We start from the raw sequence: 20,594 nt of genomic DNA, 5'->3' as shown, positions 1-20,594 counted from the left end.
GAACATGACCCGCTCATTACGCATCTTTTACATCGCACTGTTCATGCTGATTTTGACAGCGCTGGGCCTGTGGTCGATGCGCAGCTTCTTCGGCTTCAGCACCAACCCCGACGCGACCGTGCTCAACGGGCGCTGGGCCAAGGCCGTGGAAACGCACTACGACGAAGAGTTTCCGATCAAGCGCCTGGGCACCAACATCTGGGCCGCGCTGGACTACAAGCTGTTCAACGAGGGCCGCAAAGGCGTGGTCCTGGGCCGCGACCAGTGGCTGTACAGCGACGAAGAGTTCAACCCGATCGTCAACGAAGACCAGAACCTGCAAGGCAACTACGCGCTGATCGAAGGCGTGCGCCAGAAGCTCAAGGAGCAAGGCATCACCCTCGTCATGGCGATCGTGCCGGCCAAGGCGCGGCTGTACCCCGAGCACCTGGGTGAAGTGAAGCCTTCGAGCATTCACGCCAACCTGTACCAGGACTTCCATGCCCGCGTGGCAGCGGACAAGATCGTCGCCCCTGACCTGCTCGCCCCGCTGCAGCAGGCCAAGCAAAGCGGCCAGCAAGTGTTCCTGCGCACCGACACCCACTGGACACCGGAAGGCGCGCAAATTGCTGCGGAACATCTGGCCAAAGCCATTGCCGAACGCACACCACTCAATGGCGAACCACAGCGTTTCGTCACTGAGCCGGCAGAAAAAGTCATTCATAAAGGCGACCTGCGTCAGTTCCTGCCGCTGGACCCGCTGTTCGAAAACCTGATGCCGGCCCAGGAGCCGCTCGTCAAGCGCAACACCCGCGAAGCCGACGACCAGCCGGCCAGCGATGACGCACTGTTCGCCGATGCCCAGGTGCCCGTGGCCCTGATCGGCACCAGCTACAGCGCCAACCCCAACTGGAATTTCGTCGGTGCGCTCAAGCAAGCCCTGCACAGCGACGTCGTCAACTACGCCGAAGACGGCCATGGGCCGATTCTGCCGATGCTCAGCTACCTCAAGAGCGATGCCTTCAAGAACAGCCCGCCACAGGTGCTGATCTGGGAGTTCCCTGAACGTTATCTGCCCGTGAACAACGAGATCGGCGACGCCGATCCGCAGTGGGTCGCCGAGCTCAAGCAGGCCGGCGCCCGCCAACAGAACGTAGCTGCTAACACACAATCCGAGACGCCCGACCGGGCGCAAAACTGAAAGAGAGGTCCACCATGACTTTCAACACTACTCCTCGCCGTCTCGCTGCTCGCTCCTTCAAGGCTGTTGCCCTGGTCGCCAGCATGAGCGCCCTTTCCTTCTCGGCCTTCGCCGGTGACTCGGCCCTCTACGGTCCGGTCGCGCCAAAAGGCTCGAGCTTCGTGCGGGTGTACAACGCCAGCAACGCCGAAGTCAGCGCCACCGTCGGCAGCACCAACATCAGCGACGTAGCTCCCCTGGCCAGCAGCGACTTCAGCTTCATGCCCGGTGGCGACTACAGCGCCAAGGTCGGCAGCCAGTCCGTGCCGGTGAAACTGGCCTCCGATCACTATTACACCCTGGTCAACAACGCCACCGGCCAGCCGCAACTGATCGAAGAGCCACCGTTCAAGAACAAACAGAAGTCCCTGGTCCGCGTACAGAACCTCAGCGACAAGGCACTGACCCTCAAGACCGCCGACGGCAAGACCGAAGTGGTGCCGAACGTGGCCGCCAAGGGCCGTGGCGAACGTGAAATCAACCCAGTGAAAGTGTCCCTGGCCCTGTTCGAAGGCGACAAGAAAGTCGGCGACGTCAAGCCCGTGGCCCTGGAGCGCGGCGAAGCGGCCGTGCTGTACGTCACCGGTTCAGGCAGCAGCCTGTCGCCAGTGTGGGTGAAACGCCCAGTGTCGACCCGCTGATGAATTCACCTGATTGACGCTGTACCCCTGTGGGAGCGGGCTTGCTCGCGAATACGGTCTCACATTCAACATTGATGTTGGCTGAACCACCGCTTTCGCGAGCAAGCCCGCTCCCACCCTGAATCGGGGTGTCAATCGGGTACGGAACAACAACAAGAGAGTGAAACGACAGAACGCAGTAGCTCTAACAACCATTTCGCTTCAAGGAGTAACAAACATGATTCCGGTGATCTTGTCAGGTGGTAGTGGCTCACGTCTTTGGCCGCTTTCGCGCAAGCAATTCCCTAAACAGTTCCTGGCCTTGACCGGTGAACACACCCTGTTCCAGCAGACCCTCGAGCGCCTGGTGTTCGAAGGCATGGACACGCCGATCGTGGTCTGCAACAAAGACCACCGTTTCATCGTCAACGAGCAACTGAGCGCCCGTAAGCTCGAAACCCAGCGCATCCTGATGGAACCGTTCGGCCGCAACACCGCTCCGGCCGTGGCGCTGACCGCGATGATGCTGGTCAACGAAGGCCGCGACGAGCTGATGTTGGTGCTGCCGGCCGACCATGTGATCGACGACCAGAAAGCCCTGCAACGCGCCCTGGCACTGGCCACCGTGGCCGCCGAGCGTGGCGAAATGGTGCTGTTCGGCGTACCGGCCACCAAACCGGAAACCGGCTACGGCTACATCAAGTCGACCAACGATGCGCTGCTGCCCGAGGGCGTGAGCCGCGTCTCGCACTTCGTCGAAAAACCCGACGTCAAGCGTGCCACCGAGTTCGTCGAGGCCGGCGGTTATTTCTGGAACAGCGGCATGTTCCTGTTCCGCGCCAGCCGCTTCCTCGAAGAGCTGAAAAAGCACGATCCGGACATCTACGACACCTGCCTGCTGACCCTGGAGCGCAGTGAGCAGACCGCCGACACCATCACCTTCGACGAAGCCACCTTCGCCTGCTGCCCGGACAACTCCATCGACTACGCCGTGATGGAAAAGACCCAGCGTGCCTGCGTCGTACCGCTGTCGGCCGGCTGGAGCGATGTCGGCTGCTGGGCGTCGCTGTGGGAAGTCAACGAGAAAGACGCCAATGGCAACGTCACCAAGGGCGACGTCGTCGTCCAGGACAGCCGCAACTGCATGATCCACGGCAACGGCAAGCTGGTGTCGGTGATCGGCCTGGAAAACATCGTGGTGGTCGAAACCAAGGACGCCATGATGATCGCCCACAAGGACAAGGTCCAAGGCGTGAAACAGATGGTCAACACCCTCAACGCACAGGGCCGTACCGAGACCCAGAACCACTGCGAAGTCTATCGTCCGTGGGGTTCCTATGACTCGGTGGACATGGGCGGGCGCTTCCAGGTCAAGCACATCTCGGTCAAGCCGGGTGCGTGCCTGTCGCTGCAGATGCACCACCACCGCGCCGAACACTGGATCGTGGTCAGTGGCACCGCTGAGGTGACCTGCGACGAGAACGTGTTCCTGCTTTGCGAAAACCAGTCGACCTACATCCCGATCGCGTCGGTGCACCGCCTGCGCAACCCGGGCAAGATCCCGCTGGAAATCATCGAAGTGCAGTCCGGCAGCTACCTGGGCGAAGACGACATCGAGCGTTTCGAGGATATCTACGGTCGCTCCACCCCGATCGAACGTGGCGTGTCGGTGAAGACCATCGCACAGTAACCCGCAGCAACGATCAGCCGTACAAGAAGCCCCCATCCAGCCCATTGCGTCCCCTATCCGCAGTGGGTTGGGTGGGGGCTTTTTTTTTGCAAGTAAGTCATGGCCGGGCATCATTGCTTCAACATTGCCCGCGCCCTTCGGTAGGATGTGCCTACGGTAACGGAGGCTTCCACCATGCTTATCGGCGTCTTGCTGGTCATCACCTGGCTCATCCTGCTGTTGCGCTACCCGGCCAAGGCCTTGCCGGTCTCCCTCGCGGCGTTCATCGGGCTGGGACTGGTCGCCGTGTGGGTGCTCTGGCAGGAAAGTCGCGAGACCCGGCAACTGGAGCGCCTGGAATTGCGCATCAGCTATGCCCCCGGACAGTGCCCCGCCGACCGGCCGCTGTCTCTGACCCTGAAGAACAACAACGACGTGCCGCTGCTGGAACTGCGCTGGCGGGTCGCGGCCTATGCACCTGGCGACACCATCAACCTGGCCGACAGCCCCTACGACGCACCACGCTACCGTGGCCCTGGCGAATTGCAGGCCGGCGCCGACTGGCAGGATTGCCTGCCCCTGCCGCCCCTGCGTCCGGGTTATCGCCCGCAAACCCTGGAGTTTCGCGCCGAGCGCTTGCACGGCAGCTTCTCCAACTGATTGCCTCCCCCACTTTTTGCACAAGGAACGCGCCATGCCTGTTGCGTTGATCACCGGATGTTCCAGCGGCATTGGCCGCGCCCTCGCCGACGCCTTCAAGGCCGCGGGTTATCAGGTCTGGGCCACGGCGCGCAAGGCTGAGGACGTGGCGACGCTCGCCACGGCCGGGTTCACCGCCGTGCAACTGGACGTCAACGATGGCCAGGCGCTGGAGCTGTTGAGCGAACGGATCAACCAGCAGCGGGGTGGCCTGGATGTGCTGGTCAACAATGCCGGCTACGGCGCCATGGGCCCGCTACTGGATGGCGGCGTGCCGGCCATGCAACGTCAGTTCGAAACCAACGTGTTCGCCATCGTCGGGGTCACCCGGGCGCTGTTTTCGGTATTGCGTCGGGCCCGGGGGCTGGTGGTGAACATCGGCAGCGTGTCCGGGGTGTTGGTCACGCCGTTTGCCGGCGCCTACTGCGCCTCGAAAGCGGCGGTGCATGCCTTGAGCGATGCCTTGCGCATGGAACTGGCGCCGTTCGGCATCCGCGTGATGGAAGTCCAGCCTGGCGCGATCGCCTCCAGCTTCGCCAAGAATGCCGGCCACGAAGCCGAACAATTGATCAGCGAACAATCGCCCTGGTGGCCCCTGCGCGAGGGCATCCGCGCCCGGGCCAAGGCCTCCCAGGACAACCCGACCCCGGCCCACGAATTCGCCGCCGCGCTGCTCAAGGCCGTACAACAACCCAAGCCGCCCCGCCTGCTGCGACTGGGCAATGGCAGCCGGGCATTGCCCATGATGGCCGGTTTGTTGCCAAAAGGGCTGCTGGAGAAGGGGTTGATGAAGCGGTTTGGGTTGGGCAAATCGCTGTAATCATCGCAAACCTGGCTTTTTGGCTGTTGTGACGAGGGAGCTTGCTCCCGCTCGGCTGCGCAGCAGTCGTAACCCGGCTTGCACGGTTAATCCGTCGCACCGCAATGCCTGTTTTGGGGTGGCTTCGCCACCCAGCGGGAGCAAGCTCCCTCGCCACGGGTGAACGAGAGTTCCGGGTGCAACCGGAAAAAGTGCGGGCTTGCCCGCGAAGGCGCCGGCACAGCCAACATCAGTTCAAGCTGGACCACCGCTATCGCGAGCAGGCTCCCACAGGGACCTGGGGTGAACACAACATTCAGGCCCAGCGAAGATCGAATGTGGGAGCGGGCTTGCCCGCGAAGGCGCCGGCATAGCCAACATCAGTTCAAGCTGGACCACCGCTATCGCGAGCAGGCTCGCTCCCACAGGTTTTTTGGTGTGCAACAAACTCAACATCATCCACAAGCAAGCCAGTGATCTCAGCGCTTGTCATGGGGTTCTAGCACCACCGTGCAAGTCATCCCCGCCGCCAGCAGCACCCCGTCGGGCACTTCGTCGAGATGAATACGCACCGGCACCCGCTGGGCCAGGCGCACCCAGTTGAAGGTCGGGTTGACATCGGCGATCAGCTCGCGGCTTTCGGGGTTGTCGCGGTCGTAGATACCACGGGAGATGCTGTCCACATGCCCCTTGAGCACCTCACCGCTCATCAACTGTAACTGCGCCGAATCGCCGACCCGCACCTTGGGCAACTTGGTCTCTTCGAAGAAGCCATAGACCCAGAAAGAATGCATGTCCACCACGGCCATCTTCGCCTCGCCGATGCGCGCATAGTCGCCACGGTGGACGTTGAGGTTGGTGACGTAGCCGTCCACCGCTGCGCGAACCTCGGTACGGGACAGGTTCAATTCGGCGGCTTCCAATTGCGCCTGGGCCTGCTGGTAATCGGCCAGGGCCGAGTCGGCGATGTTGCTGGCGTCGTCGCGGTTTTCCCGGGAGATCACCAGGCTGTCCAGGTCGGCACGCCGATGGGCGTTGACCTTGCGCATTTCCCAGGTGGCCTTGCGCGACGCCACCAGGGAGCGCGCCTGCTTCACCGCGATGCGGTAATGCTCGGGGTCGATGCGCATCAGCAGATCACCCTTTTTCACCCACTGGTTGTCGCCCACCGGCACCTCGACCACCTCGCCGCTGACATCGGCGGCCACGTTGATGATGTCGGCTCGCACCCGGCCATCGCGGGTCCAGGGCGTATTCATGTAATGGACCCACAGCGTACGGCCGATCCACAACGCCAAGGCCAGTACCAACAGCGTCGCCAGCAGGCTGAAAAACTTTTTCATCGCATTGATCTCAACGGTAGACCGTCAGCGCCAGTGCGCCGAACAGACAGGTAAACAGACTCAGGCGTAGCAACGCCGGGTGCCAGAAGAAGCGGTACCAATCCAGCCCCGACAGGAATCGGTCCAAGGCCCAGGCCAGGGCGGCGGCGATGAAAAACATCAAGGTCATGGTGGGCATGTACACACCATGGAAGGCGATTTCACGGGGCATGTTCAGGTTCCTGGGGAAGCGCTGTGGCCTGCGGCATGGCAGGCGGTATGACATAGCCGGCCAAAGGCGATTGCGGGTCGAGCAACGAGGTGCGGATGAAATGCAGGTAGCTTTTCACCCGGCGCAGGGCCGAGGTGTCGAAATGCGGGGCGAAGGGTTCGTCGGTGGCCTGCACACGGCCAATGGCGTGGTCCACCGCCACCAGGGCACGCTCCAGATTGCTCGGGTTCGGTTGGCGGAACAGCCGCACCAGCGCCCGCCCCATCACCCGGATCGCCTGGCGCCACGGTTGGCTTTCGGCATACGCCGGATGCACCGGTAAAATCGCCTGTTCCTTGCGCAGCTCGATGATCGCGTGGCCGACTTCCAGCACCACGAACATCCAGCGCAGCAAGTCCCGTTGCACCCCAGGTTGCCCCGCCGCCAGCCCGTAGGCCTGATGCAGCAAGTCGCGGCTACGGCTTTCGAAACCCGAGGCCAGGCCCTTGAGCTTGCCACTGATGGCAAACACCACTTGCTCGCGCAGGTCCTGTTCCAGCCGGCGCCATAGCCAGCGGCTGTTGGGCGGCAGAATAATCGCCCCGGCCGCGGCGCACACCAGCATGCCGAGGATCATCGCGATGTAATCGTTGATGAAGGCGTAGGGGTTGTAGACCGTCAGGTTGTCCGGCACCGAGCCGGTGCAGAAAAAGATCAGTAGCCCCAGCCCGACCCCGGCGTATTGGGGACGCGAACTGAGGAACGAGCCCAGCATGATCACCGGTGCCAGCATCACGCAGAGCAATGGGAAACCATCGATCAACGGGAAGACGAAGAACATTTCGACGAAGCCGATCAACGCCCCGGCCAACGTGCCGCAGGCCATCTGGAAGGCCATGCGCTTGGGGTTCGGCGTCGCGGCCGACAAGCCCACGGTGGCGGCGGCGATCATCGTCATGGTTGCGCCGCTCGGCCAGGCGGTGGCGACCCAGTAGCTGCCCAGCAACAACAGGATGGAAGCAGCGCGAACCCCCGACGCCGTGGCGGCCAGCCAGTTGGTCTGCGGCACGAACGGCTCGTCCCAGCGTTCACGGTCATGGCGATGCTCGGCCAGGGACGCGTGGGTCTGAGCGTAGCCATGCAGGTCGTCGACGAAGCGATACAGCAGTTCATAGGCGGTGTGGAAATCCAGTAGTTGCCCGTCGCTCGGCGCGGTGTCCTGGAAAACCGTCCGCAGCCGCCGCACCTGGGCCGGCAAATCGGCCTTGTACTCGGCCAGCGTCGCCGACAGACGGGCCGCATCGGCGTCGGTCAGGGCCCGGCTACTGAAACCGTCCAACCGTTCGGCCAGGGTTTGCAAACCAGGCTTGATGGCATTGACGACATGACCCGCCGCGCTGCTGCGCAAGCGCTCAAGCAACTGGTGCAAGGCGTTGAAGCGAGTGGTGATACCCATGAACTCGCTGTTCAAGCGACTGAGCCGACCGTTGCGCCGGCGCATGTGCGGGTCTTCGAACACAGTCACACTGCGCAGGCTTTCCAGGCCCACGGCCTCGGCAATGAAGCTCACGTTGCGCGCCTCGAACGCCTCTCGCTGGCTGCGTCCACGCAGGCCGTCGGTGACAAACAGGGCAAACACCCCGAAGCGCTGGTACAAGGCATTGCGCATGGCGGCACTGGCGGTTTGCGGCAGGATCGCGGCACTGACCAGGGTGGCGCAAAGAATCCCCAGGGAAATTTCCAGCACCCGCCAGACCGCCGCCATGAATGCACCTTCTGGATGGGCCAGGGCCGGCAGGCCGATCATCGCCGCGGTATAACCGGCCAGCACGAAACCATAGGCGCGGAAGTTGCGGTAACGCGCCGCTCCCGCCGAACAAAGGCCGACCCAGATCGCCAGGCAAACGAGGAATGGCTCAGTGTTCTGGGCAAACAAGGCGATCAGCGCCACCATCACCGCCGAGCCGGCCAGGGTGCCGAGGAAACGATAGAAACTCTTGGCGAACACCTGCCCGCTCTGGGGTTGCATGACGATGAACACGGTGATCATGGCCGTGCGTGGTTGTGGCAATTCCAGGCGCATCGCCAGCCACAAGGTCAGGAACGCGGCCAACAGGACCTTGAAGATATAAACCCAGGTCACCCCGTCGCTGCGGGCCCAGTCGAAGAAACCACGGCGCCATTCGAGGCGGTACAGCCAGCGGGCAGGGGCGAATAAAGACATCACAATAGGACGACTCAGCATTGTGGCGAGGGAGCTTGCTCCCGCTTGGGTGCGCAGCACCCACTTTGCGGCGCGATTGGAGGGGCTGCTGCGCAGCCCAGCGGGAGCAAGCTCCCTCGCCACAGGGTATGGCCCAAGTCAGGACTGTCGTTGCCGGCCTCAAGCCCGCCACCCAGCGCCGTCACCAAATCGGCATGGGCACTCAACCGGGCCGCCTGCACCTGCTGTTGCACCTGTTGCTGTTTGAACAACAGGCGTTGAGCGTTGAGCACGTTGAGGTAGTCGGTGAGCCCGCGCTGGAACGCCACCCTTGCGATGTCGTAGGTGCGCTGGGCCGCAGCCACCGATTCAGCCGCGAAGACCTGTTGCTTGTCCAGGGACTGGCGGCGGATCAACTGATCGGAAATGCCCTTGAGGGCGTTCACCAGTGTCTGGTTGTAGTGCGCCACGGCGATGTCATAACCGGCGGCCGCCTCGCCCAACTGCGAACGCAGGCGCCCGCCGTCGAAGATCGGCAAGGTGATCGCCGGCCCGACGTTGTAGGTGAGTTTCTTGCCGGTCAGGAACTCCAGCGCCCCACCACCGGTGGCCATGTAGCCGAGGCTCCCCACCAGATCGACGTTGGGATAAAAACCGGCCCGGGCCACATCGATGCCTCGGGCCTGGGCCGCCACTTGCCAACGCCCGGCCACCACATCCGGCCGCTGGCCAAGCAGTTCGGCGGGCAAGGCCGACGGCAGCTTCAAGGGCGCACCAAGGGACAGGGTCGGGCGTTGCAACGGCGCGCCTGCGCCCGGCCCTTTGCCTGCCAGCGCCGCCAACTGATTGCGGCTCAAGGCGATGGCTTCGTCGAGGGCGTCGAGTTGGCGATGGGTCTCGGGCAGGGGCGCCTGGGCCTGGCTGACTTCAAACTGGGTACCGATGCCGCCGTCCAGACGCTTTTGCGCCAGAGCGAGAATCTGCTGTTGTTGATGAAGCGTCGCGGCGACGATATCGCGCTGGGCATAGTGCAGTGAAAACTGGATGTAGGCGCGCACGATGTTGTTCTGCAACTCCAGTTGCGCCTGTCGTGCTTCAGCGACGCTTACGTGGGCCAGATCAACCGCCCGTTCACTGGCATTACGCTCACGGCCCCACAGGTCCAGGGCGTAGCTCAAGCCCAGGGAAGCCTTGTTGTCCCAGGTCGTGGTGTCGGCCAACTCGCCCGGGCCGTAGAACTGATCGGTAGGCCAGTCATGGCGCTTGAGGGTCGCCTGGCCATTGATCTGCAGCGACTCGGCGGCCTCGGCAACACCGGCCATGGCCTTGGCCTGGCGCACGCGGGCGGCGGCCATGGCCAGGCTCGGGCTGCCCTGCACCGCCAGGTCGATCCAGCGATCCAATTGCCGATCACCGTAGGCTTGCCACCATTGGCCGGCGGGCCAGCGGGCATCGCGGGCGGCCTCGCGGATGGCGGCATCGGTTGCCAGTTGGTTGGCCCGCACTACCTGGCCGTGTGGCGCAATGCCGCCTGTGCCGATGCAACCGCTGATGGTTAATGTCAGAACCCAAACACTGAGAGTCTTCAGCTCTCTGCTGATGCAACGCGGCACTGGCGCAAAATTCCTGAGAGGGGCACAACGATGGGATGAGAGTGCTTGCCTGTGGACACAAGACCTGTGGGAGCAAGCTTTTGTGGGAGCCGAGCTTGCTCGCGATGGGGACGACACGGTTTAACCACAGGACCGCGTCATCGTTCATCGCGAGCAAGCTCGGCTCCCACAAAGTTCGCTTCCACAGGAGTCAGTGACCCAGGATTGGCGGCAATTCTAGGCATCGCCCTCCCCGGCGATAAGCCGACCTTTCTGCGAATCTTTGTTACCGTTAACGCGATAATCCATTAGTCGGGTCCCGCATCTCTGTAACTTCATGTCACAATTTGCCACCTCCCAAGAGAGCCCTCCATGGACACCTTGCAAAACATGCGCGCGTTCAGCTGTGTGGCCGAAGCCGGCAGTTTCACCGCCGCCGCCGCGCAATTGGATACCACCACAGCCAACGTCTCGCGTGCGGTTTCCAACCTGGAAGCCCACCTGCAAACCCGTCTGCTCAACCGCACCACCCGACGCATTGCGTTGACCGAGGCGGGTAAACGCTACTTGCTGCGTTGCGAGCAGATCCTGGCGTATGTCGAAGAAGCGGAAGCCGAGGCCAGCGACGCCCATGCGCGGCCGGCCGGGCAGTTGAAGGTCCACACCATGACCGGCATCGGCCAGCATTTCGTGATCGACGCCATCGCCCGCTACCGCAAGACTCATCCGGACGTGACCTTCGACCTGACCCTGGCCAACCGCGTGCCGGACATCCTCGACGAGGGCTACGACGTCTCCATCGTGCTCGCCAGCGAACTGCCGGATTCGGGCTTCGTTTCCCAACGCCTGGGAATCACCTACAGCATCGTCTGCGCGTCGCCCGCCTACGTGAAAGCCAGCGGCTGCCCGCAAAAACCCAGCGACCTGCTCAACCACGCCTGCCTGCGCCTGGTCAGCCCGGTCATCCCGCTGGAAAAATGGGTGTTCGACGGCCCGGAAGGCCAAGAGATGGTCACCATCAACAGCTCACCGTTCCTGGTGAATTCCGCCGATGCGATGAAAACCGCGATCACCAGTGGCATGGGCGTGGGGGTGCTGCCGGTGTACGCCGCCATCGAAGGCTTGCGCAACGGCACGCTGGTGCGGGTCATGCCCAACTACCGCTCCCAGGAACTGAACCTCTACGCCATCTACCCGTCGCGCCAATACCTGGACGCGAAGATCAAGACCTGGGTCGAATACCTGCGCGGCTCGTTGCCGGAAATCCTCGCGGCGCACCAGGCTGAACTGACGGCTTATGAATTGAGCGGCAGCCTGGCAGGCACACGGGTCGCGAACTGAAGTCGTGCCCCCGTGCTCGAAGGATGACTTCAGCGCTTGCCCATTGAACGGCGCGTGCCGGGAGGCGCGGCGCCCGGGGTCTTGGTGTGGCCATTCTTTGCGCCATTCTTGTACCACGGCTGCTGGCCGGCGCCCTTGGCCGCAGCCAGTTCACCGGGTTTGAATGGGAATTTGAAGGCGGGGATCGCCGCTTTCACGTCCTCGCTGCTGGAAACATCGCTGTCCGTCTGGCCAGACGGTTCGCCTTGCGAGCGTTCGTCCGCGGGCGATGGTATTGAGGAAGTCATTTGAATTATTCACTTGAGTAGGACAACAAACCCGTGGCGAGGGAGCTTGCTCCCGCTTGAGTGCGAAGCGCTCACAGGGATGGGGCCGCTTCGCAGCCCAGCGGGAGCAAGCTCCCTCGCCACAATTCAGTATGCCGGGCTCGGTAGGCAAGCCGCGAAAGGCGGCAGTATACCTGCCCGATATCCCGGCGCGCAGGCCAGTTTCATCCAACATGAACCACCGCCATCGCGAGCAGGCTCGCTCCCACATTCAATCTTCAGTGGGCACGAAACTGATATCCAACACAGAGCCACTGTGGGAGCCGAGCTTGCTCGCGATGGGGCCAGCAAACCCAACATCCCTTCATCCGACAGCAATCCAGGACAAAACTGACACGCCTGTCAGTTAGCCGTCACCTTCCTGACCGGCTCGCAACGCTATATAAGAAAGCTCAAACTCCTGCGTCCCGAACCGGCCCTTCATATCCATGCGCACCCAGAAGAAAACTGTCCTGCTTGTCATGCTGTTGGTCGCCCTGGCGGCCCTCGTCCTCTGGTATGCGCTCAAGCCCGTGGCCGCCAAGCCCGGCGCCCCCGCCGCCGTTCCGGTACGGGCCGTCAGCGTGGTGCAAAAGGATGTGCCGCGCTTTGCCAGCGGCATCGGCACGGTCCTGTCGCTGCACAGCGTGGTAATCCGGCCGCAGATCGACGGCATCCTCACCCGGCTTCTGGTCAAGGAAGGGCAGCTGGTCAAGAAGGGTGACCTGCTGGCGACCATCGACGACCGCTCGATCCGCGCCAGCCTCGACCAGGCCCGGGCCCAGCTCGGCGAGAGCCAGGCGCAGCTGGCGGTGGCCCAGGTCAACCTCAAGCGCTACAAGTTGCTGAGCGTCGATGACGGCGTCTCGAAGCAGACCTATGACCAGCAACAGGCCCTGGTCAACCAGCTCAAGGCGACCGCCCAGGGCAACCAGGCGGCCATCGACTCGGCACAGGTGCAACTGTCCTACACCCAGATCCGCTCCCCGGTGAGCGGGCGCGTCGGCATTCGCAACGTAGACGAAGGCAACTTCCTGCGCACCAGCGATGCCGAAGGCCTGTTCACGGTGACCCAGATCGACCCGATCGCGGTGGAGTTCTCCCTGCCCCAACAAATGCTGCCGACCTTGCAACGGTTGATCGCCGCCCCTGAACAAGCCTTGGTCAAGGCTTACATCGGTGCCGATGGCGCCACCGGGGAACTGCTCGGCGAGGGGCGCCTGAGCCTCATCGATAACCAGATCAACGCCAACACCGGAACCCTGCGGGCCAAGGCCGAATTCAACAACGCCGCGCAACGACTGTGGCCTGGGCAACTGGTGACGCTGAAAATCCAGACGGCCATCGACAAGGACGCCCTGGTGGTGCCGCCCACCGTGGTCCAGCGTGGCCTGGAGCAACACTTCGTGTACCGGATCAAGGGCGACAAGGTCGAGAGCGTGCCGGTGACGATGGTTTACCAGGACAGCGACCTGCACATCATCAAGGGAGTCAACGCCGGCGACCAACTGGTGAGCGACGGCCAGTCACGGCTCAAGCCGGGCAGCCACATCCAGGTGCTCAGTGATCCGCCCGCCCTGGCCAAGACTGCGGAGTCGCAACCATGAAGGGCCGCGGCTCGGTTTCGGCGTGGTGCATCGACCACCCCATCGCCACGGTGCTGCTGACATTTGCCCTGGTGCTGCTGGGGGTAATCGCCTTTCCTCGCCTGCCCGTCGCGCCGTTGCCGGAGGCGGAATTCCCGACCATCCAGGTCAACGCCCAGTTGCCCGGGGCCAGCCCCGAAACCATGGCGTCGTCGGTGGCGACGCCGCTGGAAGTGCAATTCAGCGCCATTCCCGGCATCACCCAAATGACGTCCAGCAGCGCCCTGGGCTCGACCAACCTGATCCTGCAATTCAGCCTCGATAAAAGCATCGACACCGCCGCCCAGGAAGTGCAGGCCGCCATCAACACCGCCGCCGGCAAATTGCCCAACGACATGCCGAACCTGCCGACCTGGCGCAAGGTCAACCCCGCCGACAGCCCGGTGCTGATCCTCAGCATCAGCTCCAGCCTGATGCCCGGCACCGAACTGAGCGACTACGTCGAAACCCTGCTCGCCCGCCAGATCAGCCAGATCGACGGCGTCGGACAAATCTACATCACCGGCCAGCAGCGCCCGGCGATCCGCGTCCAGGCCTCGGCCGACCGGCTCGCCGCCATCGGCCTGACCCTGGCGGACATTCGCCTGGCGCTGCAACAGGCCAGCCTCAACCTGGCCAAGGGCGCACTGTACGGCGAGTCGAGCATTTCCACCCTGTCCACCAACGACCAGTTGTTCCAACCTGCCGAGTATGGCGAGCTGATCGTGTCCTACCGGGACGGGGCACCGGTACACCTCAAGGACATCGCCAAGGTGGTCAACGGCTCGGAAAACGCCTACGTCCAGGCCTGGTCCGACAACGAGCCGGGGGTCAACCTGGTGATCTTCCGGCAGCCGGGGGCGAACATCGTCGAGACCGTCGACCGCATCCAGGCGGCCCTGCCCACCTTGCAAGCGATGTTGCCCGCCGCGGTGCAGGTCAAAGTGTTGATCGACCGCACCCAGACCATCCGCGCCTCGTTGCATGAAGTGGAGATCACCTTGCTGATCGCGGTGCTGCTGGTGGTGGCGGTAATGGCATTGTTCCTGCGCCAGCTCTCGGCGACGTTGATCGTCTCGGCGGTGCTGGGGGTGTCGCTGATCGCCAGTTTCGCCCTGATGTACGTGATGGGGTTCAGCTTGAACAACCTGACCCTGGTGGCGATCGTCATCTCGGTGGGGTTCGTGGTGGACGATGCGATTGTGGTGGTGGAGAACATCCACCGACACCTGGAGGCCGGCGATGGCATGCGCGAGGCGGCGATCAAGGGCGCCGGCGAAATTGGCTTCACCGTGGTTTCCATCAGTTTTTCGCTGATCGCCGCGTTCATTCCGCTGCTGTTCATGGGCGGCGTGGTCGGGCGTCTGTTCAAGGAGTTTGCCCTGACCGCCACCTCGACCATCCTGATTTCGGTGGTGGTGTCCCTCACATTGGCGCCGACCCTGGCCGCGCTGTTCATGCGTGCCCCGGTGCACCACGCCCACGACTCGCCAGGGTTCGGCGAACGCTTGTTGGGCTGGTATGAACGCGGCCTGCGTCGGGCCCTCGCCCATCAAAAACTGATGATCGGCGTGTTCGGCCTGACCCTCGCACTGGCGGTGGTCGGCTATGTGTTCATTCCCAAGGGCTTCTTCCCGGTACAGGACACCGGCCTGGTGCTGGGCACCAGCGAAGCCGCCGCCGATGTGTCGTTCCCGGACATGGTGGCCAAGCACAAGGCCCTGGCCGAGATCGTCGCCGCCGACCCGGCGGTGCAGACCTTCTCCCACTCCGTCGGTGTCTCGGGCAACAACCAGACCATCGCCAACGGCCGCTTCTGGATCGCCCTCAAGCCCCGGGGCGAGCGTGACGTGTCGGCCAGTGGCTTCATCGACCGGATCCGCCCGCAATTGTTGAAAATCCCTGGCGTGGTGCTGTACCTCAGGGCCGGGCAGGACATCAACCTCAGCTCCGGCCCCAGCCGCGCCCAGTACCAATACGTGCTCAAGAGCAACGACGGACCGAGCCTCAACGCCTGGACGCAAAAACTCACCGACAAGCTGCGCGGCAACCCGGCGTTCCGCGACATCTCCAACGACCTGCAACTGGGCGGCAGCATCACCCACATCAACATCGACCGCAGCGCGGCGGCGCGTTTCGGCCTCACCGCCACCGATGTCGACCAAGCCCTGTACGACGCCTTCGGCCAGCGGCAGATCAATGAATTCCAGACCGAGACCAACCAGTACAACGTGATCCTGGAGCTCGACACCGCGCAGCGGGGCAAGGCCGAAAGCCTGGCATATTTCTACCTGCGCTCGCCCTTGAGCGGGGAAATGGTGCCGCTCTCGGCCCTGGCCCGCTTCGATGCGCCGAGCAACGGCCCGCTGTCCATTGCCCACGACGGCATGTTCCCGGCCGCCAACCTGTCGTTCAACCTGGCGCCCGGCGTGGCCCTGGGAGACGCGGTGCGCCTGCTCGACCAGGCAAAAAACGAAATCGGCATGCCCGCCGCCATCACCGGTAATTTCCAGGGCGCGGCCCAGGCTTTCCAAAGTTCGCTGGCGAGCCAGCCATGGCTGATCCTCGCCGCGCTGGTGGCCGTCTACATCATCCTCGGCGTGCTCTACGAGAGTTTCGTACACCCGTTGACGATCATTTCTACCCTGCCCTCGGCCGGCCTCGGCGCGCTGATCATGCTCTGGCTGCTGGGCCAGGACTTTTCGATCATGGCGCTGATCGGGCTGGTGCTGCTGATCGGGATCGTCAAGAAGAACGGCATCCTGATGATCGACTTCGCCCTCGACGCCCAACGCAACAGAGGGCTGGCGCCCCAGGAGGCGATTTTCCAGGCGTGCCTGACACGCTTCCGTCCGATCATGATGACCACCCTGGCCGCCCTGCTCGGTGCGTTGCCGCTGATGCTCGGCTACGGCGCCGGCGCGGAACTGCGCCAGCCCCTGGGCATCGCGGTGGTGGGCGGCCTGCTGGTGAGCCAGGCGCTGACGCTGTTCACCACACCGGTCATATACTTGTGGCTCGAGCGCCTGTTCCATCGGCCCGCCCACCAGCCAGGGTCGGCGCCGACGGCGGCGCTGGCAAGCACAGACCACTGAGGCGGAGCCATGCGCGTTCTGATCATCGAAGACGAAGAAAAAACCGCGGACTACCTGCACCGCGGCCTGACCGAACAGGGCTACACCGTGGACGTGGCGCCGGACGGCATCGAGGGGCTGCACCTGGCCCTGGAAACCGACTATGCGGTGATCGTGCTCGACGTGATGCTGCCGGGCCTGGACGGCTTCGGCGTGCTCCGGGCCTTGCGCGCCCGCAAGCAGACGCCGGTGATCATGCTCACCGCCCGGGAACGGGTCGAGGACCGCATCAAGGGGCTGCGCGACGGCGCCGACGACTACCTGGGCAAGCCCTTTTCGTTCCTGGAACTGGTGGCCCGCCTGCAAGCCCTGACCCGCCGCAGTGGCGGCCATGAACCGGTGCAGGTGAGCATCGCCGACCTGTGGATCGATCTGATAAGCCGCAAGGCCACCCGCGCCGGCCAGCGCCTGGACCTGACCGCCAAGGAGTTCTCCCTGCTCAGTGTCCTGGCCCGCCGCCAGGGCGAAATCCTTTCGAAGACCGCCATTGCCGAAATGGTCTGGGACATCAACTTCGACAGTGACGCCAACGTGGTGGAAGTGGCGATCAAACGCTTGCGGGCCAAGCTCGACGGGCCATTCGAGCAAAAGTTGCTGCACACCATTCGCGGCATGGGTTATGTGCTGGAGAATCGCGGCAATGAAATTGCCTGACAGCATCGCCCTGCGCCTCAGCGGCCTGTTCACGCTGGTGGCGGCATTAGTGTTCCTGTTGATCGGTGGCGCTTTGTATCAACAAGTCGCCAAAGGCCTGGGCCTGTTACCCGAAGCCGAGCTCGATGCCCGCTACAGTGTCCTGGAGTCTACTGTCGGTCGCTATGGCACGCCTGAACACTGGGTAAAGATCAACAACAAGCTGCGATTGCTCGGCGAGGAAGACAAGCGCATCCATTTCTGGATCGTCAGTGACGATCCGCGCTTTGAGTACGGCGATCCCGATGGGCAGATCCGCACCTTTGCCCAAGGTCCCCTGGGTAAACGCGACCTGACGTTGCCCCATCGACACTACCCGATGAAAGTCCTGGTGAGCCAGTTCCCGGCCAAGGACCAACGCCCGCCGCTGCGTTTCATGATCGGTATCGACACCGAGACCTTCTACCAGACCCAGCATCGCCTGTTGGTGGCGCTGGTGAGCCTGGCGATTGTCGGAGTGCTCCTGGCTTCGTTGCTGGGCTATTGGGTCGCGCGCATCGGCCTCAAGCCGCTGATCAAGCTTTCCGATGAAGCCCAACGCCTGACCCCGCCCCGCCTGTCCGGGCGCTTGCAACTGTCGCCCTTGCCGCCGGAACTGAACCAGTTCGTCAGCTCCTTCAACGCCACTCTGGACCGGGTCGAACAGGCTTACTCACGGCTGGAGTCGTTCAACGCCGACGTCGCCCATGAACTGCGCTCGCCCTTGACCAACCTGATCGGCCAGACCCAGGTGGCGCTGACCCGCGGACGCTCGGCCGAACATTACTTCGAAGTGCTGCAATCGAATCTCGAGGAGTTGGAGCGGCTGCGCTCGATCATCAACGACATGCTGTTCCTGGCCAGCGCCGACCAGGGCAGCAAGGCCACCAAGTTGACCAGCACCTCCCTGGCCAGCGAAGTGGCAACCACCCTCGATTACCTGGACTTCATTCTGGAAGATGCCCAAGTCCAGGTCCGGGTCAGCGGCGATGCCCAGGCCAACATCGAGATCGCCCACCTGCGCCGGGCGCTGATCAACCTGTTGAGCAACGCCGTCCAGCACACGGCGCCCGGTCAAGTGATCGATGTGCGCATCGAAGCCCTTGGCGAGCAGATCTGCCTCGCCGTCACCAACCCCGGCGACCCGATTGCCGGCGAACACCTGCCGCGCCTGTTCGAACGTTTCTATCGCGTCGATGCCTCGCGCAGCAACAGCGGCGCCAACCATGGGCTGGGGCTGGCCATCGTCAAGGCCATCGCACTGATGCATGGTGGCGATGTTTTTGTGCACAGCGACCAGGGCGCCAACACGTTCGGAATCCGCTTGCCAGCCTGACACCGCCACAAGGTCCGGTGTTTTCCAGTTGAATGCTGGGCGAAAGCCAACTGAATCAAAATTATCAGATCGCCACCTTCGGCAGCGCGTACCAGATATTGCGCAAACACTGATTGCCCGCTCTCATCGATCCAAGCACAATCAGCAAAAGGCCAGCATCTGGTTCATTTGCCGGTTTGCAATCCTTTGGGACGGATCCCAACCCTATGACAATGCAGACATTCGGAACCATGAGCGCGCGCAGTGCGACACCCGGCAACACCCCGTCTTCGATACGTTCGGAACGGGTACTCGTACTGGCCAGCTCGCTGGTTGTCATTGCCATCCTGAGTATCGTGACGTTCCTGTTGATTCGCGAACACGCAACGGCCCAGCAGGCGGCCACACGCGCGGCGAACAATATCGTGCAACTGATCGATGCCGACGTGCTGCGCAACGTCGAACTCTACGACCTGTCGCTACAAGGCTTGATCGCCACGGCAAAACGCGACGACCTGAAAGACGTTTCGCCAACGATCCGCCACCTGGCCCTGTTCGACCGCGCCACCACCGTTCCCTATAAAGGCGACATCCTGCTGCTCGACAAGCGGGGCGATGTGATCGCCGATTCCGCCTCGGTCGAACCGCGCAAAGGCAACTACGCCGACCGGGAGTATTTCCAGTCCCATGTCCAAAACCCGACTCCGGACATGATGATCAGCCGCCCGTTCCGTTCCAGGAGTGCCACCAAGGATTGGCGCATCAGCTTCAGCTATCGACTGAGCGATGACCAGGGCGAGTTCATGGGCGTGGCCGAAGCCGCGATGCGCCTGAACTACTTCAGTCAGTTGTTCAAGAGCCTGAACATCGGCCATGGGACGGTCAACCTGGTCAGCCGCGATGGAATCCTGCTGGCCCAGGAACCGCCCCTGGCTGACGACATGATTGGCAAGGACTTCAGCAACCGACCGAACTTCGTGCGTATCCTGCGCGAGGGCAACGGCAGTTTTACCAGCATATCCAGTGTCGATCAGACACAGCGCCTATACACCTTTTCCCAGGTAGGCAACCTGCCACTGATCGTCGTGGTGGCGCTCTCCTCCCGAGAGGTCTTCGCGTCCTGGCAACGCACGGCATTGCTGGTCAGTGGCGCCACCGGTGCGCTGTGCATAGGTTTGCTCTGGCTCACCTGGCTGCTGCGCCGGGAATTGCGCCGCCGCCACAATGCCGAACGGGAACTGGCAGAGCTGGCCGCCACGGACGCCCTCACAGGCCTTGCCAACCGGCGAACCCTGGACGAAACGTTGCAGCAGGAGTGGTTGCGCGCGCAACGTTCGGGTCAACCGTTGTCGGTGTTGATGATCGATGCCGATCACTTCAAGGCGTTCAACGATCGCCATGGTCATCAACAGGGTGACGAGGCCCTGCGGGCCTTGGCGCAGTTGATCGGCCAGCATGTGCGACGCCCCGCCGACCTGGCGGCGCGCTATGGCGGTGAAGAGTTCTCGGTGATTCTGCCGGAGACCACCACTGCGGGCGCCTTTACCATGGCCCAGAACATTCGCGACGCGGTTGAACAATTACCGCCAGTGACCGAGGGGGGAGCGACCATGACGGTAAGTATTGGCATCGCTACTTGGCTGAATGGGCCATATGGTGAGCTTTCGCAACTTTTGTTCGCTGCGGATAAGGCGCTGTACCAGGCGAAGGCCAGTGGGCGAAATCGTGTGGTTTGTGCGATGTGATGTCCGGTGATGTTGGATACCCACAAGGGTTTTGGGAGCGGCACGGTCCTGTGGCGAGGGAGCTTGCTCCCGCTTGAGTGCGCAGCGCTCATCGCTTTTTTGGGGCCGCTGCGCGACCCAGCG

At 63.0% G+C, this 20,594-nt stretch carries 16 protein-coding genes; 11 read left to right on the top strand and 5 right to left on the bottom strand.

Translation table 11 applies throughout. The annotated features are described in order from the left end of the window. Positions 1–4: 4 nt before the first annotated feature. The 5 genes from HU767_RS16100 to HU767_RS16080 all read left to right on the top strand — a co-directional run bounded on the left by HU767_RS16100 (position 5) and on the right by HU767_RS16080 (position 5,027). On the top strand, positions 5–1,180 hold the full coding sequence (locus HU767_RS16100; RefSeq protein WP_186705141.1) for an alginate O-acetyltransferase: 1,176 nt from the start codon (positions 5–7) through the stop codon (positions 1,178–1,180). Between the two features lie 14 nt (positions 1,181–1,194). Further along, positions 1,195–1,860, top strand: coding sequence for an alginate O-acetyltransferase AlgF (locus HU767_RS16095; RefSeq protein ID WP_186705140.1), 666 nt, complete (start codon positions 1,195–1,197; stop codon positions 1,858–1,860). Between the two features lie 217 nt (positions 1,861–2,077). Further along, entirely contained in the window at positions 2,078–3,529 is a 1,452-nt protein-coding gene (locus tag HU767_RS16090; RefSeq protein WP_186705139.1) for a mannose-1-phosphate guanylyltransferase/mannose-6-phosphate isomerase, read from the top strand. Between the two features lie 174 nt (positions 3,530–3,703). Further along, a complete protein-coding gene (locus tag HU767_RS16085) occupies positions 3,704–4,168 on the top strand; it encodes a hypothetical protein (RefSeq protein ID WP_053124934.1) in 465 nt (154 codons plus the stop codon). A gap of 34 nt (positions 4,169–4,202) precedes the next feature. After that, positions 4,203–5,027, top strand: a complete 825-nt coding sequence (locus HU767_RS16080) for an SDR family oxidoreductase (protein ID WP_186729973.1) — start codon at positions 4,203–4,205, stop codon at positions 5,025–5,027. A 458-nt stretch (positions 5,028–5,485) separates the two neighbouring features. Here the strand turns inward: HU767_RS16080 and HU767_RS16075 are convergent, their stop codons facing one another. The 4 genes from HU767_RS16075 to HU767_RS16060 are packed head-to-tail and all read right to left on the bottom strand — an operon-like array spanning position 5,486 to position 10,355. Continuing rightward, positions 5,486–6,349 carry an HlyD family secretion protein gene (locus HU767_RS16075; RefSeq protein WP_186729972.1) on the bottom strand — a complete coding sequence of 288 codons (864 nt, stop codon included), beginning with the start codon at positions 6,347–6,349 and terminating at the stop codon, positions 5,486–5,488. Positions 6,350–6,359: 10 nt separating this feature from the next. Continuing rightward, positions 6,360–6,560 carry a DUF1656 domain-containing protein gene (locus tag HU767_RS16070; RefSeq protein ID WP_186729971.1) on the bottom strand — a complete coding sequence of 67 codons (201 nt, stop codon included), beginning with the start codon at positions 6,558–6,560 and terminating at the stop codon, positions 6,360–6,362. Then, entirely contained in the window at positions 6,550–8,766 is a 2,217-nt protein-coding gene (locus HU767_RS16065) for an FUSC family protein (protein WP_186729990.1), read from the bottom strand. Before HU767_RS16065 ends, HU767_RS16070 begins: the two co-directional genes overlap by 11 nt. An 11-nt stretch (positions 8,767–8,777) precedes the next feature. Continuing rightward, positions 8,778–10,355, bottom strand: a complete 1,578-nt coding sequence (locus HU767_RS16060; RefSeq protein ID WP_346343473.1) for an efflux transporter outer membrane subunit — start codon at positions 10,353–10,355, stop codon at positions 8,778–8,780. Between the two features lie 351 nt (positions 10,356–10,706). Here HU767_RS16060 and HU767_RS16055 point away from each other — a divergent pair, with 351 nt between their 5' ends. Next, positions 10,707–11,675: a LysR family transcriptional regulator gene (locus HU767_RS16055; RefSeq protein ID WP_186705135.1), complete on the top strand. Its 969-nt coding sequence runs from the start codon at positions 10,707–10,709 to the stop codon at positions 11,673–11,675. A 29-nt stretch (positions 11,676–11,704) separates the two neighbouring features. Here HU767_RS16055 and HU767_RS16050 read toward each other — a convergent pair whose 3' ends face one another. After that, on the bottom strand, positions 11,705–11,962 hold the full coding sequence (locus HU767_RS16050) for a hypothetical protein (protein WP_186705134.1): 258 nt from the start codon (positions 11,960–11,962) through the stop codon (positions 11,705–11,707). 467 nt (positions 11,963–12,429) lie between these two features. On the opposite strand from HU767_RS16050, the gene HU767_RS16045 reads away from it, so the two are divergent. The 5 genes from HU767_RS16045 to HU767_RS16025 all read left to right on the top strand — a co-directional run bounded on the left by HU767_RS16045 (position 12,430) and on the right by HU767_RS16025 (position 20,471). Continuing rightward, positions 12,430–13,587 (top strand): efflux RND transporter periplasmic adaptor subunit, encoded by a 1,158-nt coding sequence (locus HU767_RS16045; protein ID WP_186705133.1) that lies wholly within the window; start codon positions 12,430–12,432, stop codon positions 13,585–13,587. Continuing rightward, positions 13,584–16,700, top strand: a complete 3,117-nt coding sequence (locus HU767_RS16040; RefSeq protein WP_186705132.1) for a multidrug efflux RND transporter permease subunit — start codon at positions 13,584–13,586, stop codon at positions 16,698–16,700. Before HU767_RS16045 ends, HU767_RS16040 begins: the two co-directional genes overlap by 4 nt. Before the next feature lie 9 nt (positions 16,701–16,709). Beyond that, positions 16,710–17,393, top strand: a complete 684-nt coding sequence (locus HU767_RS16035) for a heavy metal response regulator transcription factor (RefSeq protein WP_186705131.1) — start codon at positions 16,710–16,712, stop codon at positions 17,391–17,393. Then, a complete protein-coding gene (locus tag HU767_RS16030) occupies positions 17,380–18,747 on the top strand; it encodes a heavy metal sensor histidine kinase (RefSeq protein ID WP_186705130.1) in 1,368 nt (455 codons plus the stop codon). Before HU767_RS16035 ends, HU767_RS16030 begins: the two co-directional genes overlap by 14 nt. A gap of 230 nt (positions 18,748–18,977) precedes the next feature. Next, a complete protein-coding gene (locus HU767_RS16025) occupies positions 18,978–20,471 on the top strand; it encodes a sensor domain-containing diguanylate cyclase (protein WP_186729989.1) in 1,494 nt (497 codons plus the stop codon). Positions 20,472–20,594 lie beyond the last annotated feature (123 nt).

Source organism: Pseudomonas sp. SWRI179 (assembly GCF_014268705.1).
Lineage (GTDB): Bacteria > Pseudomonadota > Gammaproteobacteria > Pseudomonadales > Pseudomonadaceae > Aquipseudomonas > Aquipseudomonas zanjanensis.
The sequence above is the reverse complement of the archived record's forward strand: the minus strand, read 5'-3'. Positions and strand labels throughout refer to the sequence as shown.

Coding starts and splice junctions, on each gene's coding strand:
- HU767_RS16030 (WP_186705130.1), top strand. CDS start 17,380: ATGAAATTGCCTGACAGCATCGCCCTGCGCCTCAGCGGCCTGTTCACG.
- HU767_RS16050 (WP_186705134.1), bottom strand. CDS start 11,962: ATGACTTCCTCAATACCATCGCCCGCGGACGAACGCTCGCAAGGCGAA.
- HU767_RS16090 (WP_186705139.1), top strand. CDS start 2,078: ATGATTCCGGTGATCTTGTCAGGTGGTAGTGGCTCACGTCTTTGGCCG.
- HU767_RS16025 (WP_186729989.1), top strand. CDS start 18,978: ATGAGCGCGCGCAGTGCGACACCCGGCAACACCCCGTCTTCGATACGT.
- HU767_RS16095 (WP_186705140.1), top strand. CDS start 1,195: ATGACTTTCAACACTACTCCTCGCCGTCTCGCTGCTCGCTCCTTCAAG.
- HU767_RS16040 (WP_186705132.1), top strand. CDS start 13,584: ATGAAGGGCCGCGGCTCGGTTTCGGCGTGGTGCATCGACCACCCCATC.
- HU767_RS16085 (WP_053124934.1), top strand. CDS start 3,704: ATGCTTATCGGCGTCTTGCTGGTCATCACCTGGCTCATCCTGCTGTTG.
- HU767_RS16075 (WP_186729972.1), bottom strand. CDS start 6,349: ATGAAAAAGTTTTTCAGCCTGCTGGCGACGCTGTTGGTACTGGCCTTG.
- HU767_RS16100 (WP_186705141.1), top strand. CDS start 5: ATGACCCGCTCATTACGCATCTTTTACATCGCACTGTTCATGCTGATT.
- HU767_RS16045 (WP_186705133.1), top strand. CDS start 12,430: ATGCGCACCCAGAAGAAAACTGTCCTGCTTGTCATGCTGTTGGTCGCC.
- HU767_RS16080 (WP_186729973.1), top strand. CDS start 4,203: ATGCCTGTTGCGTTGATCACCGGATGTTCCAGCGGCATTGGCCGCGCC.
- HU767_RS16070 (WP_186729971.1), bottom strand. CDS start 6,560: ATGCCCCGTGAAATCGCCTTCCATGGTGTGTACATGCCCACCATGACC.
- HU767_RS16035 (WP_186705131.1), top strand. CDS start 16,710: ATGCGCGTTCTGATCATCGAAGACGAAGAAAAAACCGCGGACTACCTG.
- HU767_RS16055 (WP_186705135.1), top strand. CDS start 10,707: ATGGACACCTTGCAAAACATGCGCGCGTTCAGCTGTGTGGCCGAAGCC.